We start from the raw sequence: 15,062 nt of genomic DNA, 5'->3' as shown, positions 1-15,062 counted from the left end.
CGGTTGCGGCACCGGTACGCAGGCCCCACTGGCGGGCTGGGACGGGCCCGACCTGACCAACCGACGGTGAGCGGACTACCGTCAGCACCATGACACTCCTCCCGCTCGTCGCCCCCGGGCCGGCGCTCACCGGGACCCAGGTGAGCCGCTACTCGCGCCACCTCCTCATGCCCACCATCGGCGAAGGGGGTCAGCGTCGCCTCCTCGCGGCGAGCGTCGCGGTCATCGGTGCCGGCGGGCTCGGGTCGCCCGCCCTGCTGTACCTGGCCGGCGCCGGGGTCGGCCGGATCACGGTCGTCGACGACGACGTCGTCGACGAGACCAACCTGCAGCGCCAGGTCATCCACTCCACCGCCGACGTCGGGCGCCCCAAGGTCGACAGTGCCCTCGAGCGCGTGCGTGCGCTCAACCCCGACGTGACCATCACCGGGGTCAGCGAGCACCTGGATGCGGACAACGCCAGCGCGATCCTCGCCGGTCACGACCTGGTGCTCGACGGCAGCGACAACTTCGAGACGCGGTACGCGGTCGGCGACGCGTGCGACGAGCTCGGCATCCCGCTCGTGTGGGCCGCGGTCTACCGCACCGAGGCCCACCTGACGATCTTCTGGACCACCGCACCCGACGGGCACCCGGCGCCGGGGCTGCGCGACCTCTTCCCCACGCCCCCCGCCCCCGGGTCCGTGCCCGCCTGCGGTGACGCCGGGGTCGTCGGTCCGCTCGTCGGCCAGGTCGGCTCGATGATGGCGACCGAGGCGATCAAGCTGATCACCGGCGTGGGTGAGCCCCTGCTCGGCCGGCTGCTCTTCATCGACGTGCTCGCCTCGACCCAGCGGGAGATCCCGCTCGTGGCGCGTGGACCGCGCCGCGCCCGGCCGGTCCCCGACCACACGCCCGCGACCACCCGGCCTCCGGCCGACGAGCCTGCGGTGCCGCTGCTCTCCGCCGCCGACCTCGCCACCCGACTCACCGGTGGGGACACCCCCTTCGTCATCGACGTGCGTGAGGAGCACGAGCTGGCCGACGGCACCGTGCCCGGTGCGGTGCACATCCCGATCGCGGCCCTCACCAGCGACCCGACTGCCAGCGCCGGCATCCCCGCCGACCGCGACGTCGTCCTCGTGTGTCGGGCCGGACCCCGCGCCCACCTCGCGGCCACGGCCCTGCGGGCGCGCGGGCTCGAGCGCCTCTTCGTCCTCGAGGGCGGCATGCTCGCCTGGCCCGACCCCGCCCCGCACACCGTGGAGACCCGATGAGTGACCCGACCCAGCGCGTCCTGCTGACCGTCGAGGAGTACCTCGACGAGCTGCTCACCACACTGCTCGCCGGCGCCGCGGCCCTCGACGACGTCGAGGACGTCCCGCTGGCGCAGGCCCTCGGCCGCGTGCTGGCGCTGCCCGTGCACGCCGCGGGCGACGTGCCCGCCTTCGCCAACTCCGCCATGGACGGCTACGCCGTGCTCCACGACGACCTCGCGAGCCTGCCCGCCACGCTCCGGGTCGTCGGCGCGGTACCCGCGGGGTCGAGCGAGGACCCGGCCATGGGACTCGGCGAGTGCGTGCGGATCATGACCGGCGCGCCCCTGCCGTCCGGGGCCGACACGGTCGTGCCCGTCGAGGTCACCGACGGGGGCACGAGCACCGTCACGATCACCGAGGCCCGCACCCTGGGGCAGCACGTGCGCGGCGCGGGTGAGGACGTGCGCGCGGGCGCGGTCGTCGCCGACGCGGGCGTGACGGTCACCGGTCGGGTCCTGGGGTCGCTGGCCGCCGCGGGCGCCGCGACCGTCACCGTGCGGCGCCGCCCGGTCGTCGCCGTCGCAGCCACGGGTGACGAGCTCGTCTCGCCGGGAGGCTCGCTCGTGCGCGGGCAGATCTTCGAGTCCAACGGCACGCACCTGGCGGCCACGCTGACCGAGCTCGGCGTGCAGGTCCGTGGCCCCGTGGTCCTGCCCGACGACACCACCGGGTTCACCTCCGGCCTCGACGAGCTCGCCGACGGCGCCGACCTCGTCCTGCTCACCGGCGGCGTGAGCGTGGGCGACTTCGACGTCTCGCGGATCGTCCTCGAGGAGTCGGCCGACGGCGTCTTCCGCCACGTGCGCATGCAGCCGGGCAAGCCGCAGGGCTGGGCCCGCTGGCACGGGGTCCCCGTCATCGCCTTCCCCGGCAACCCGGTGAGCACGGCGATCTCCTTCGAGGTCTTCGGCCGCCCGGTGATCGACCGGCTCCTCGGCCGCGCGCCGGTGACCGGCCCGACCGTCGCCGTCGCCGGCACCGGGTGGCGCTCGCCCGCGGGGCGTCGACAGCTGGTCCCGGTCCGGCTGTCCAGCGACGAGACGGGACGCCTCGTCGCGACCCCCACCCACCGCCGGGGCTCGGCCTCCCACATGGTCACCTCCCTCGCCGGCGCGCACGCGCTGGCGGTCGTCGCCGAGGAGATCGACTCCGTCGAGCCCGGCGACATCGTGCAGATCAGGAGCCTGTAGATGGACCACCCGCTGACCCACCTCGACTCCTCCGGCCACGCCCGGATGGTCGACGTCACCGACAAGACCCCGACGACCCGCTCGGCCACCGCCGCCGGGCGGGTGCTCACCTCCCCGGAGACCGTCGCCCTGCTGCGCGACGGCACCGTGCCGAAGGGGGACGTGCTCGCCGTCGCGCGCATCGCCGGGATCCAGGCGGCGAAGAAGACCCCTGACCTGCTCCCCCTCGCCCACGTCATCGGCGTCCACGGAGCCGTCGTCGACCTGGTCGTCACCGACGCGGGCGTCGACATCACCGCGACCGTGCGCACGGCGGACCGCACCGGCGTCGAGATGGAGGCGCTGACCAGCGTCTCGGTCGCCGCACTCACCGTCATCGACATGGTCAAGGGGCGCGACCGCAGTGCCCACATGACCGACATCCGGCTGCTGGAGAAGACCGGCGGCCGCAGTGGCACCTGGACCCGGGAGGACTCGTGACCGATCAGACCCCCTTCGACGCAGTCGTGCTGGCCGGAGGCGCCGCCGAGCGCCTGGGCGGCGCCAGCAAGGCCGACGTCGAGCTCGACGGTCGGCGACTGGTCGACCGCGTGCTCGTCTCGGTCGCGGACGCCCGCGAGATCGCCGTCGTCGGTGACGTCGAGGTCCCCGAGGGCGTCCACAGCACCCTCGAGGACCCTCCCCTGGGTGGGCCCGTGGCCGGTGTGGCAGCCGGACTCGACGCCCTGACCGCCACCGACCCGGCCGAGTGGACCGTGGTGCTCGCGTGCGACCTGGCCGACCCCCTGCCCGCCCTCGGTCGGCTGCTCGCCGCCTGGTCCTACGCCCAGCGCAGCGACGACGTCGACACCGCCGAGTACGACGGCTGGTGCCTCGCCGACTCGACGGGGTACCCCCAGTGGTTGCTGGGGATCCACCGCACCGCATCCCTGCGACGGGCCCTCGACCAGCTCGGCTCCCCCCGGGACCAGTCGATGAAGTCACTCCTGGCCGACTCGGTGCTCGTCACCGTGCCCGCCGGTGACGACGCCGTCGCCGACATCGACACCTGGACCGACCACGCCCACTGGGTGGAGCGGCTGCGCGAGCAGGAGCCGTCATGACCGACCACGAGACGACCCGGGAGCTGTGGGCCGACTGGATCGAGGACGCCTGCGCCGCCGTGGGCATCGACGCGGAGTCGGTCGACGTCGTGACGATCCACGCGATGACCAAGAAGATCGCCCACGGCTTCGAGCGGCCGATGGCACCCGTGGGTTCCTACATCCTCGGTGTCGCCGTCGGGCACCTGCAGGCGCAGGGACGGCCCGTCGACATCGAGTCCCTGCAGCAGGCCATCGAGGCGACCATCACCGAGCGGGAGGAGCAGTCATGACGACCATCAGGTACTTCGCGGGGGCCGCCGAGGCGGCCGGCACCGACGAGGAAGAGCTGTCCGGGGGCACCGTGGGTGAGGTGCTCGCAGCAGCCGAGGCCGCCCACGGCGCGCGCCTGACCGAGGTGCTGCAGCGGTGCTCCGTGCTGCACGCCGGGCGCTATGTCGACGACAGCTCCACCCCGGTCACGGCCGGGGCGACGATCGACGTGCTGCCCCCCTTCGCCGGGGGCTGATCGGGTCCCTCCGCCTCAGCCGCCGATCGCGCTCATCGGGCGCGGCGGCTGCAGGAAGCCCGGCTCGTTGATCCCGTGGCCGGGTCGCTTGAGGGCGAGGCACTCGTGCACGAGCTCGTGGATCTGCGCCTCGGTGGCTCCGGCACGCAGGGGCGCACGCAGGTCCGTCTCGCCGTTGGCGAAGAGGCAGTTGCGCAGCTGGCCGTCGGCCGTCAGCCGCAGCCGGTCGCACGACCCGCAGAAGGGCATCGTCACCGAGGCGATGACACCGACCGACGCGGGACCACCGTCGACGTAGAAGCGCTCTGCCGGTGCTGCTCCGCGTCCGGGCACCTCGGTGAGCTCGAAGGCCCCCCGCAGGGCGGTGAGGATCTCCTCGCCCGAGATCATCTCGGTGCGCTGCCAGGAGTGCTGGGCGTCCAGTGGCATCTGCTCGATGAAGCGCAGCTCGTAGCCGTGCTCGACCGCCCAACGGGTCAGGTCGACGACCTCGTCGTCGTTGATCCCCCGCTGCAGCACGGAGTTGATCTTGACCGGTCGCAGCCCGGCGTCGTGCGCCGCCGCCATCCCCTCGATGACCTCGTGGAACCGATCGCGCCGGGTGATCTCGTGGAAGCGCTCGGGACGCAACGTGTCCAGGCTGACGTTGACCCGCGCGAGGCCGGCCTCGGCCAGCGCCGACGCGGTCTTGGCCAGGCCGAGACCGTTGGTCGTCATCGAGACCTCGGGCGAGCCGTCCGGCCCCTCCATCGCGGCGATGGCCGTGACGATCTCGACGACATCGGGCCGCACGAGTGGCTCTCCGCCAGTGAGGCGCACCTCGGTGATGCCCGCGGTGACCGCGGCCTCGACGAGCGTGAGCAGCTCTGGCGTGGTGAGCAGCTCGTCCTTGGGCAGCCAGGCCAGACCTTCGGCCGGCATGCAGTAGGTGCAGCGCAGGTTGCACTTGTCGGTCAGCGAGACGCGTAGGTCTCGGTGCAGTCGACCGTGGGTGTCCATCAGTGGGCGAGTCATCAGCAGCTCAATCCTGACCAGGTGTGGGAACCGTCGACCTCGAACTGCTGCTTCCAGACAGGCAGTTCGTGCTTGACCGCCTCGACGACGGCGCGGCAGAGAGTGAAGGCGAGATCACGGTGGGCGCTACCGACGACCACGACGAGGGCGAGGTCGCCGACGTCGAGGTCACCGATGCGGTGGGTCGCGCGCACGTCGGCGTCACCCCGGGGGTCGTGCGCGGTGGTGGTCCGCGCGACGATCTCCTCGATGAACCGCTGCGCGTCAGGGTGGCAGGAGTAGCGCAGGGCGACGACCTGGCCCGAGGCCTCGGGGTCGTGGTCACGGACCTGTCCGACGAAGCTGGCCACCGCCCCGTGGGAGGGACCGCTGACGCTGCTGAGCATCGCGGCGAGGTCGATCGCCTCGGTGGCGATCCATGCGGTGCTCGACATCAGTGGTCGCCTCCGGAGATCTGGTCAAGGACGTGCTCGACGAGGGGCAGGAGGACGTCCAGCCCCTCACGGACCCCGGCAGTGCTGCCGGGGAGGTTGACGACGAGGGCGCCGGGCCGGTCGGGTCCGGCATCGACGATCCCGACGAGCCCACGCGAGATCGCGGCGAAGGGGGTGTGCCGTGCGCCCTCCGCACGGAGCAGCTCCGCGAGGCCGGGGACCTCGCGGTCCAGGACGGGGGCGGTGCCCTCGGGCGTGCGGTCGCGCGGGGTCAGCCCGGTGCCACCCGTGGTGACGAGCAGCCGGTGACCGGCCGCGAGCGCGGCGCGCAGGACGGACTCGACCTCGTCGGCGCCGTCGGGGACGACGCTGGAGGTGACCTCGTGGCCAGCCGCCTCGAGGGCCTCACGGGCTGCCTGGCCGGAGCGGTCCTCACGCACTCCGCGGCTCACTCGATCGGAGACGGTGACGACATGTGCTGTGGTGCTCACGCGGCTCCCTTCGGTCGGATCTGTCCAGTGTCTCAAACTCGTGGACAAGCGCTAGGGCCGGTCACACCGCATCTCACGGTGTGACCGGCCCAGGGCCGTGCTGGAGCCTCGAGTCGCGGTCAGAGACCGAGGTCGCGACCGATGAGCTCCTTCATGATCTCGTTGGTGCCGGCCCAGATCTTGTGGACGCGGGCGTCCTTCCACGCACGGGCGACGCGGTACTCGTTCATGAAGCCGTAGCCACCGTGGAGCTGCACGCACTCGTCGAGGACGCCGCACTGGACCTCGGCGGCCCACCACTTCGCCTTGGCCGCGTCGACCGCGGTGAGCTTGCCCGCGGCGTGCGCGACGATGCAGGAGTCGATGTAGGCCTCGCTGACCTCGATCTTGGTCACGAGCTCGGCCATCTTGAACTTGTTGTGCTGGAAGGCGCCGATCGGCTGGCCGAAGGCCTTGCGCTCCTTGGTGTACTGGATCGTCTCCTCGAGGATCTGCTTGGCCCCCGCGATGTTGGCAATGGCATTGCCGAGACGCTCCTGCGGCAGCTTCTGCATCATCGAGATGAAGCCCATGCCCTCGGGGCCAAGGAGCCGGTCCCCGGAGACGCGCACGTTGTCGAAGAAGAGCTCGGACGTGTCGGACTCGGGCTGACCGACCTTGTCCAGCGGCTGGCCCTTGGTGAAGCCCTCGTCCTCCTTCTCGAGGACGAAGAGGGAGATGCCCTTGGCGCCCTTGGCCGGGTCGGTGCGGACCGCCACGACGGCGAGGTCGCACTGGTGGCCGTTGGTGATGAAGGTCTTGGAGCCGTTGATGATCCAGTCGCCAGAGCCGTCATCGGCCTTGACCGCGGTGCTCTTGAGGTTGGCCAGGTCCGAGCCGCCGGAGGGCTCGGTCATGCCGATCGCGAGGATCTTCTCGCCCGCGGCGACGCCCGGGAGCCACCGCTGCTTCTGCTCCTGGGTGCCCAGCGCCACGATGTACGGCGCGGTGATGTCGGAGTGGATCCCGAAGCACGAGCTGGTCGCGGCGTTGAACTTCGACAGCTCCTCGGCGAGGACGGCGTTGAAGCGGTAGTCCTCGATGCCGGCTCCGCCGAACTCCTCGGGGATCTCCAGACCGAAGAAGCCCTGCTTGCCGGCCTCCAGCCAGACTTCGCGCGGGATCGAGTGCTCGGCGATCATCGACTCCGCACGAGGCACGAGCATCCGCTCGACGAACTCGCGGACGGAGGCACGGAAGGACTCGTGGTCCTCCTCGTAGATGTTGCGGGGCATGTCCACACCCTCTCTGGCACTGACGTACCGACATGTTGGCTGGGAAGTCTGTGCGCGAAAACTATGACTAAGCGCTTGCTTAGTTTTGCCTCCCGGGGGCATGCTGTCAACCGTGACCTCCCAGACTCCCTCGCTGCCGGCCCACGACAACCCCACCGTCGTCCGGCTCTTCGAGGCGGCGGCTGACGCCTTCGCGGACAAGGGGTTCCACGGCACGACCACCCGGGACATCGCCTCGCGCGCCGGGCTGTCCCCGGCCGGCGTGTACGTGCACTTCGCGAGCAAGGAGGACCTGCTCTTCCAGCTCAGCCGCGTCGGGCACGTCGCCGCCCGCGACGCGCTCGCCGCGGCCGCTGACGAGGCCGCATCCCCGACGGACGCGCTGCAGGAGGTCATCTCCGAGTTCGCCCGGTGGCACGCGGAGCAGCACCAGGTCGCCCGCATCGTGCAGTACGAGTTCCGCCACCTCTCCCCCGAGCACCAGCGCGAGGTGCTCACCCTGCGCCGCGAGATCGACGCCGTCGTCGAGCGGATCATCGCCGAGGGAGTCGCCTCCGGTGAGTTCGACGTCGACGACACCCGCTCCACCGCCCTCGCGGCCCTGTCGCTGGTGGTCGACGTCGCCCGCTGGTACCACCCGGGCATCAAGCGCACCACCCCCGAGTCCATCGCCAACTCGTACGGAGCGCTCGCGCTGCGCCTCGTCGGAGCACGGAGAGACTGATGATCTGGTCACGCACCACCACCGCCCACCTGCCCGTCACCCCGGAGGCCGTGTGGTCGGTCCTGTCGGACCTGTCCCGCTGGCCCGAGTGGGAGCCGGCCATCGCCACCGCGCAGCTGGACGGCCCGCTGGCGAGGGAAGCCACCGGCTCCTATGCGCCGAGCCGAGGCTGGTCCCGCGCTCTGCACGAGCGGACGGCACCACCCCTTCGGGTCACGGGCCATGACGAAGGGCGACGGCTGGAGATCACGCAACCCAACCCGGTGGGCGGGATGCGGGTGGAGTGGACCCTGGTGCCGGAGGGCCAGGGTGCACAGCTCACCCAGACGGTGGAGATCACCGGCGGGTTGACTCCCGCAGTGGTCCTCGGCGTGGGCGCCGACCTTGACCGCGGCTTCCTCGACGCCGGGGTCCGCTTGGCTCGCCTCGCCGGCGCCACACCTGACCCGACCCTCCCCCGTGTCGTCATCGCCGGTGGATCCGGTTCTCTCGGAAGGCTGCTCGGCGCACGGCTGTTTGCCCGCGGCCACGATGTCCGCGTCCTCACCCGCCACCGCGATCCTCGGCTGCCCTTCGACCAGGTCATCTGGGACGGCCGCTCCGTCGGTGACTGGGCCGATGTCCTGCAGTCCGACGACGAGGCCGGAGTCGCCCTCGTCAACCTCGCCGGCAAGCTCGTCGACGTGCGACCGACCGACGCCAACATCGCCGAGCTGCGCAGCTCCCGGGTGGACTCGACCCGGGCGCTCGTGGCCGCCAGCCAAGGCCTGGGGCGCCCACTCGTCTCCTGGGTGCAGGCCTCCACCACCGCCATCTGGTCAGACGCCCACGAGTTGCGGGTCACCGAGACGACGCCTGTGCCCGAGCCGGGCCTGCCCCAGATGACCGGCGTCGCGCGCCCGTGGGAGGACGCGACCGAGGGCGCCAACAGCGAGCATCTCGTCCTGCTGCGCACCTCGATCGTCCTCGACCGACAGGCGCCAGCGCTGCAGATGCTCGCCCGCCTGACCCGGGCCGGTCTCGGCGGACGCGTGGGCTCGGGCTACCAGTGGTTCAGCTGGATCCACCACGAGGACTGGTTGCGCGTGGCCGTGGCCGCTCTCGGTCTCGACCCGCAGGTGCGCATCCCCGACGGACCGCTCATCGCAGCGGCGCCACACCCCCTTCGCAATGCCGATCTCATGGCTGCGCTGCGTCGACACCTCCACCGCCCGGCCGCTCCGCCGACACCTGCGGCGATGCTCCACGTGGGCGCCGTCGCCCTGCGCAGCGACCCGGCCCTCGGCCTGACGGGACGGCACTGCACGTCCACGGTGCTGCGCGACGCGGGCTTCGACTTCGTCCACCCGGACCTCGACTCCGCGCTGACCGAGATCTACGGCTGACCGGCTCGTCGCGTCACTCGATGACGATGCCGAAGGGGACGAGCAGCCCGAGCGCGCCCACCGAGTCGACGCGCAGGTCGTCGACTCGGGCATCGCGGACGTCGATGACGTAGTCGCGGGCGCCCCGGAGGTCGGCACCCCGCAGATCTGCGCGGACGAACCTGGCCCCCGCGAGGGAGCTGTCTTCGATCACGACGTCCTTGAGGGTCGCACCGTCGAAGTCGGCCTCGGTGAGGACACACCGCTCGAAGCGGGCCCCGGTGAGGTCGAGCCCACTGAAGCTGCCCATCGACAGCTGGCAGTCGACCCAGGTGCACGGGTCGGGCGAGAGCATCGGCTCCCGCAGCATCGACCACGACGTCGCGAGGGCCTTGCAGCCGGTGAGCGTGCACCCGTCCAGCACCGAGTCGGGCAGTCGCACCCTGGACAGGTCGAGGCGCTCCAGCGTGCAGCCCTCCAGGCGCACTCCCGCGAGGACGGCACCGGGCCAGGTCGCGTCGGTGATCGTGCAGCCGATGAGCTCGACACCGACGAGGCGCTCGCCGTCGTCGAGGTCTCCCGTGAGCGTCTCGTCGACGATGCTCGTACGTCCGTCGACCTGCTCCAGCAATGAAGGCATGCCCGCACGCTACCGGCGCGCGCCGACTCCCCCTCCGCCTGGCTCCGACCGGACAATGGACCGGTGCGTGCCTTCGTCGCGATCGTCCCGCCCGAGCCGGCCCACGCCGACCTCGACGCCTTCGTCGCGCCGCGGCGCGCGCTCGACTCACCATGGCGCTGGACGCCCGCCCACCTGTGGCACGTGACGCTCGCCTTCATGGCCGAGGTGCCTGAGTCCGGGATCGACGAGATGGTCGAGGAGGTCGCGGTCGTGGCCGACTCGTGCGATCCGATCCCCTTGCGGCTCAAGGGCGCCGGCATGTTTCCCCACGCCGGCGACGCCCGCGTCATGTGGACCGACGTCCGTCCCACCGACCCACGAGGTCTGGGCGACCTGGAGCGGCTGGCCCTGAGGACGCGATCGGCGTGCTCCCGGATCGGGGTGCCGACCGCAGGAGGTGACTACCGACCGCACCTCACGCTCGCGCGGTCGCGTCGGGCCGTCGACGCGACATCGTGGCTCGACGCCATGGAGGCCTACTCGGGACCGGCCTGGCTCGCGCAGGAGGTCACCGTCTTCGTCTCGCGGGCCAACCGCTCGGGACGGCCGCACTACGAGGCCGAGGCCCGCCTCCCCCTCGGCCGGAGATGACGAAGGGCGTCCACCCCCTTCGTGAAGGGGGCGGACGCCCGGCGCCGTAGGTGAGCCGACTCAGTCGCGGGTGAGGCGACGGTGCGTGACGCGGTGCGGACGTGCCGCGTCGGCGCCGAGGCGATCGACCTTGTTGGCCTCGTAGCCGTCGAAGTTGCCCTCGAACCAGTACCAGCTGGCGGGGTCCTCCTCGGTGCCCTCGTAGGCGAGGATGTGCGTCGCGACGCGGTCGAGGAACCACCGGTCGTGGGAGATGACCACGGCGCAGCCCGGGAACTCCAGGAGGGCGTTCTCCAGCGAGCCGAGCGTCTCGACGTCGAGGTCGTTGGTCGGCTCGTCGAGGAGCAGCACGTTGCCGCCCTGCTTGAGGGTGAGCGCGAGGTTGAGGCGGTTGCGCTCACCGCCGGAGAGCACACCAGCCTTCTTCTGCTGGTCGGGGCCCTTGAAGCCGAACTGGCTGACGTAGGCGCGCGATGGGATCTCGACCTGCCCGACCTGGATGTGGTCGAGCCCGTCGGAGACGACCTCCCAGACGTTCTTCTCCGGGTCGATGCCGCCACGGTTCTGGTCGACATAGGACAGCTTGACCGTGTCGCCGATGTCGACGACGCCGGCGTCCGGCTCCTCGATGCCGACGATCGTCTTGAAGAGCGTGGTCTTGCCGACGCCGTTGGGGCCGATGATGCCGACGATGCCGTTGCGCGGCAGCGAGAAGGACAGGTCCTCGATGAGCACTCGCTCGTCGAAGCCCTTCTTCAGGCCCTTGACCTCGATGACCTTGCTGCCCAGGCGCGGGCCCGGCGGGATCTGGATCTCCTCGAAGTCGAGCTTGCGCGTGCGGTCGGCCTCTGCGGCCATCTCCTCGTAGCGCGCGAGTCGCGACTTCGACTTCGTCTGGCGGGCCTTGGCGTTGGAGCGGACCCACTCGAGCTCGGACTTCAGCCGCTTGGCGAGCTTCTGGTCCTTCTTGCCCTGGATCTGCAGGCGCTCCTGCTTCTTCTCCAGGTAGGTCGAGTAGTTGCCCTCGTAGGGGTAGAGGCGCCCGCGGTCGACCTCGGCGATCCACTGGGCGACGTTGTCCATGAAGTACCGGTCGTGCGTCACGGCGACGACGGCGCCGGCGTAGGCCGCCAGGTGCTGCTCGAGCCAGAGGACGGACTCCGCGTCGAGGTGGTTGGTGGGCTCGTCGAGGAGCAGCAGGTCCGGCTTCTGCAGGAGCAGCTTGCACAGGGCCACGCGGCGACGCTCACCACCGGAGAGGTTGGTGACGGGGCTGTCCGGCGGCGGGCAGCGCAGGGCGTCCATCGCCTGCTCGAGCTGGGAGTCGAGGTCCCACGCATCGGCGTGGTCGATCTCCTCCTGCAGCTTGCCCATCTCCTCCATGAGCGCGTCGAAGTCGGCGTCCGGCTCGCCCATCTCCTCGGAGATGGCGTTGAAGCGGTCGAGCTTGGCCTTGATCTCGCCAGCGCCCTCCTCGACATTGCCCAGGACGGTCTTGTCCTCGTTGAGCGGCGGCTCCTGCAGCAGGATGCCCACCGTCGCGCCCGGCTTGAGGCTCGCCTCGCCGTTGCTGGGCTGGTCGAGCCCAGCCATGATCTTGAGGATGGTCGACTTGCCGGCGCCGTTGGGCCCGACCATGCCGATCTTGGCTCCGGGGAAGAAGGACATCGAGACGTCATCGAGGATGACCTTCTCGTTGTGTGCCTTGCGCGCACGGACCATGGTGTAGATGTAATCGGCCATGGGGGCAGGCTATCCACTCCTGCCCCCGCGCCCGAATCGTCTCCCGCCCGCCTCGACCCACGGCGCCTCCTCAGGCGGGCACGGTGACCGCCGCCGGCTGCTCCGTGGCGTCGACGTCCTCCCCCAGGTCGTCCCCGGTGGCCTCACCGGACGGCGCGTCCACCGGCGCTCCCCAGCGCTGTCCCTCGCCCGACTCGAGCCGGTCGGTCATCATCGCGTAGCCGTGCTGCGAGGCCTCCTGGGCGGCAGCGTCCGCCGCGCCCCGACCCGCCTTGGCGTACTCGGTGGTCCCGAAGGTCAGGTCGTGGCCCACGGTGATCGCCTCGACCTCGGGCGAGCTGCCCCAGGACTCGTCGGCCCGCTGCCAGGTGTTGATCGTCAGCCGCCCGTAGACGACGACGGGGTCACCCTTGCGCAGGGAGGTGTGCGAGTTCATCCCCACCGACCGGTAGGCCGCGACGTTGTAGAAGCTCGTCGGCCCGTCGACGAAGACCCCCTCGCGGTTGCGACGGCGCACCGTGCTCGCGACCCTGAAGGTCGTGAACTGCGTCCCGGCCCTGGTGCTGCGGTGCTCGGGGTCGGCGACCACCCGGCCGCAGACGGTGATGACGGTCTCGTTCATGACTGCTCTCCCAGCTCTCCCGCCCCCCGTGGACCGGGTGGGCTCGTGGGATCCACCTTCGAGCGTCAATAGAGCGCCGAGCACGGGCGGCCGCAGGATGTGGAGAGCCACGAGTGGCTCGCCGAGGGTGTGGACGGACGCTCAGCAGGGATGGACGAGTGATCGGCAGGGGTGGACGAGCACTCAGCCGAGCGCGCGCCGGATGCCGGCTCGCGCACCGGCGTGGTCGGTCAGCACCTGCTCGACAGGCTCGACGACCCGCTCGTCCGCCACGGCGCCGATGGCCAGTCGCAAGCGCTTGTCGACCATCTTGCCGCGCTTGCGCGCTCCGATCCCCGCCAGCCATCGGGCGACCGCGGCGAGGAGCAGGCCGGCGAGGAGGCCCCCGACGAGGAGGAGGAAGGGGGTGGCGAAGGGACCCACGTCGAAGGTCGGGATGGCGGGCAGCTGCAACCACCCGGCGAGGGCGATGACGACCAGCCAGACGAGCCCGACCAGGGCAGCGACGGCGAGCAGGATCTGCAGCAGCCCGAAGAGGGCCCACCACATCGGCTTGCGGCCCCGCAGGGAGGTGCGCATGACGGCCTGGTCGAGGTCGTCGGCGAGGTCGTTGCTCGGGGGTCGCGCAGCGTCGGCGACCGCGTCGGCCCAGCGGATCGGCAGTCCCTCACCGGCGGCGGTACCGATGCGACGGGAGGCGAGGTCCACCGCGGCGCGGGCAGCCGGCGCCGGCGGCGGGATCGACGAGCGCCCCAGGACGGCACGCACGTCGTGCTCGGTGATGTCGGGAGCACCGTCGGCTTGGCGGTCCAGACGAAGCCGCTTCAGCGGGGCCGGACGGAAGGCTCGCACCCACCGGGTGAAGGGCCATCCGGTGCGGGCCCACGACTCCATGCGGAAGTCCCTGGCCACGGCATCGACGACGGTCGGCACGCCAGCGCTACGGGCCAGGGCGTCGACGAGCTCGGCCCGGGTGCGGTCGGGGATCCCGGCCTCGACGTCGGCGACCGACGAGGACAGGCCCTCGGCGGCGGTCCGCAGGTCGGCTCCCAGCCGGTGACGGGAGGCATCGGAGTGCTCGACCGCGTCGTGCAGGCGCGCGCGCAGCTCGCCGAGACCCGCACCGGTGAGGGCGGAGGTCCCGATGACCTCGTGGCGGTCGAGGCCGTCGCGCTCGAGGAGTCGCGCGAGGTCGCCCTCGACCTGCTCCTGGCCACCGGCGGGGAGACGGTCGACCTGGTTGAGCACGACGATGGTCACCGCGCCGTACTCCCGCAGGACGGCGACGTAGTCGTCGTGGAGGACGGCGTCGGCGTACTTCTGCGGGTCGGTGACCCAGACGAAGACGTCGACGAGCTCCAGGACCCGCGTGGCCTCCTCGCGGTGCGCCGACTCCCGCGAGTCGAAGTCGGGCAGGTCGACGAGCACGAGTCCGTCGAGCTGATCGGTGTCGGGCCCCTCGACCTGGTGCCGGGTACCCACGGAGAGCCAGTCGAGCAGCTCACCTGCGGGCTCCGAGCCCCAGACGGCAGCGGTGGGCGTCGAGGTCGTCGGACGGCGCATCCCCGACCGGGCCACCTCGGCCCCGACGAGGGCGTTGAAGAGGGAGGACTTGCCCGAGCCCGTGGCCCCCGCGAGGGCGACGACCGTGTGCCCACCGACCAGGGAGGTGCGCTCGCGGACCTTGTCGACGACCTCACCGGCACGCGCGGCCGGCGCCGGCTCCAGCCGGGCGCCACCGGTCCCGAGTGCGCCGGACAACGCATCGGCTCGCGCACCGAGCTCCTCGACGGACAGGGCCTGGGTGGCACCGCCAGATCGACGAAGGGGGTTCAGCCGGCTCACTGGTCTACCTTCCTTGTATCAGCGTTCTCCGATAGGGCGTTGATGCACCCGAGGTGCCACCAGGCCATCGCCCAGCTCGCTCGATGCGTTGGATGTCCACGATGAGATCTGCGAGGTCTGGTGGTTACCCGGGACGTGCAGACCGTCGACAGGGCTGAGCGCCTCCGAGCGCCGATCAG

The 15,062-nt window shown here is 71.4% G+C and carries 17 protein-coding genes; 9 read left to right on the top strand and 8 right to left on the bottom strand.

Annotated features, from left to right (window positions below; genetic code table 11):
• Positions 1-89: 89 nt before the first annotated feature.
• From EXU32_RS03880 to EXU32_RS03855, 6 genes are read left to right on the top strand one after another with little or no spacing between them, the layout of a single operon-like run.
• The gene (locus EXU32_RS03880; protein ID WP_130628716.1) at positions 90-1,256 is read left to right on the top strand and encodes a ThiF family adenylyltransferase; all 1,167 of its coding nucleotides are present in this window, start codon (positions 90-92) and stop codon (positions 1,254-1,256) included.
• Positions 1,253-2,488 (top strand): molybdopterin molybdotransferase MoeA, encoded by a 1,236-nt coding sequence (locus EXU32_RS03875; protein ID WP_130628715.1) that lies wholly within the window; start codon positions 1,253-1,255, stop codon positions 2,486-2,488. Before EXU32_RS03880 ends, EXU32_RS03875 begins: the two co-directional genes overlap by 4 nt.
• Entirely contained in the window at positions 2,489-2,968 is a 480-nt protein-coding gene (gene moaC / locus EXU32_RS03870) for a cyclic pyranopterin monophosphate synthase MoaC (RefSeq protein WP_130628714.1), read from the top strand.
• Positions 2,965-3,591, top strand: a complete 627-nt coding sequence (gene mobA / locus EXU32_RS03865) for a molybdenum cofactor guanylyltransferase (protein WP_165399567.1) — start codon at positions 2,965-2,967, stop codon at positions 3,589-3,591. Before moaC ends, mobA begins: the two co-directional genes overlap by 4 nt.
• Positions 3,588-3,863 (top strand): DUF6457 domain-containing protein, encoded by a 276-nt coding sequence (locus EXU32_RS03860; protein ID WP_130628712.1) that lies wholly within the window; start codon positions 3,588-3,590, stop codon positions 3,861-3,863. Before mobA ends, EXU32_RS03860 begins: the two co-directional genes overlap by 4 nt.
• Complete coding sequence (locus tag EXU32_RS03855; protein ID WP_130628711.1) at positions 3,860-4,099, top strand: MoaD/ThiS family protein; 240 nt, start codon at positions 3,860-3,862, stop codon at positions 4,097-4,099. Before EXU32_RS03860 ends, EXU32_RS03855 begins: the two co-directional genes overlap by 4 nt.
• Before the next feature lie 15 nt (positions 4,100-4,114).
• Here the strand turns inward: EXU32_RS03855 and moaA are convergent, their stop codons facing one another.
• From moaA to EXU32_RS03835, 4 genes are all read right to left on the bottom strand, one after another.
• Positions 4,115-5,113: a GTP 3',8-cyclase MoaA gene (gene moaA / locus EXU32_RS03850; protein ID WP_130628710.1), complete on the bottom strand. Its 999-nt coding sequence runs from the start codon at positions 5,111-5,113 to the stop codon at positions 4,115-4,117.
• A complete protein-coding gene (locus tag EXU32_RS03845; protein WP_130628709.1) occupies positions 5,113-5,547 on the bottom strand; it encodes a molybdenum cofactor biosynthesis protein MoaE in 435 nt (144 codons plus the stop codon). Before EXU32_RS03845 ends, moaA begins: the two co-directional genes overlap by 1 nt.
• Positions 5,547-6,038: a MogA/MoaB family molybdenum cofactor biosynthesis protein gene (locus EXU32_RS03840; protein WP_130628708.1), complete on the bottom strand. Its 492-nt coding sequence runs from the start codon at positions 6,036-6,038 to the stop codon at positions 5,547-5,549. The genes EXU32_RS03845 and EXU32_RS03840 overlap by 1 nt, the downstream gene beginning before the upstream one ends.
• Before the next feature lie 119 nt (positions 6,039-6,157).
• The gene (locus EXU32_RS03835) at positions 6,158-7,312 is read right to left on the bottom strand and encodes an acyl-CoA dehydrogenase family protein (protein ID WP_130628707.1); all 1,155 of its coding nucleotides are present in this window, start codon (positions 7,310-7,312) and stop codon (positions 6,158-6,160) included.
• 112 nt (positions 7,313-7,424) lie between these two features.
• Here EXU32_RS03835 and EXU32_RS03830 point away from each other — a divergent pair, with 112 nt between their 5' ends.
• Both EXU32_RS03830 and EXU32_RS03825 read left to right on the top strand, forming a co-directional pair.
• Entirely contained in the window at positions 7,425-8,036 is a 612-nt protein-coding gene (locus tag EXU32_RS03830; protein WP_242612874.1) for a TetR/AcrR family transcriptional regulator, read from the top strand.
• Positions 8,036-9,421, top strand: a complete 1,386-nt coding sequence (locus EXU32_RS03825) for a DUF1731 domain-containing protein (RefSeq protein ID WP_130628705.1) — start codon at positions 8,036-8,038, stop codon at positions 9,419-9,421. Before EXU32_RS03830 ends, EXU32_RS03825 begins: the two co-directional genes overlap by 1 nt.
• Positions 9,422-9,434: 13 nt before the next feature.
• Here the strand turns inward: EXU32_RS03825 and EXU32_RS03820 are convergent, their stop codons facing one another.
• Positions 9,435-10,040 carry a pentapeptide repeat-containing protein gene (locus tag EXU32_RS03820; protein WP_130628704.1) on the bottom strand — a complete coding sequence of 202 codons (606 nt, stop codon included), beginning with the start codon at positions 10,038-10,040 and terminating at the stop codon, positions 9,435-9,437.
• A gap of 63 nt (positions 10,041-10,103) precedes the next feature.
• On the opposite strand from EXU32_RS03820, the gene thpR reads away from it, so the two are divergent.
• Positions 10,104-10,673, top strand: coding sequence for an RNA 2',3'-cyclic phosphodiesterase (gene thpR, locus EXU32_RS03815; protein ID WP_130628703.1), 570 nt, complete (start codon positions 10,104-10,106; stop codon positions 10,671-10,673).
• A 60-nt stretch (positions 10,674-10,733) separates the two neighbouring features.
• On the opposite strand, the gene ettA is transcribed toward thpR, so the two are convergent.
• The 3 genes from ettA to EXU32_RS03800 all read right to left on the bottom strand — a co-directional run bounded on the left by ettA (position 10,734) and on the right by EXU32_RS03800 (position 14,883).
• A complete protein-coding gene (gene ettA / locus EXU32_RS03810; protein WP_130628702.1) occupies positions 10,734-12,416 on the bottom strand; it encodes an energy-dependent translational throttle protein EttA in 1,683 nt (560 codons plus the stop codon).
• A gap of 70 nt (positions 12,417-12,486) precedes the next feature.
• Entirely contained in the window at positions 12,487-13,038 is a 552-nt protein-coding gene (locus tag EXU32_RS03805) for a single-stranded DNA-binding protein (protein WP_130628701.1), read from the bottom strand.
• Positions 13,039-13,221: 183 nt separating this feature from the next.
• A complete protein-coding gene (locus EXU32_RS03800; protein WP_242612873.1) occupies positions 13,222-14,883 on the bottom strand; it encodes a YfjP family GTPase in 1,662 nt (553 codons plus the stop codon).
• Positions 14,884-15,062 lie beyond the last annotated feature (179 nt).

The organism is Janibacter limosus (assembly GCF_004295485.1).
GTDB lineage: Bacteria > Actinomycetota > Actinomycetes > Actinomycetales > Dermatophilaceae > Janibacter > Janibacter limosus_A.
Note: the sequence above shows the minus strand (reverse complement) of the source record. Positions and strands in the feature narration are given on the sequence as shown.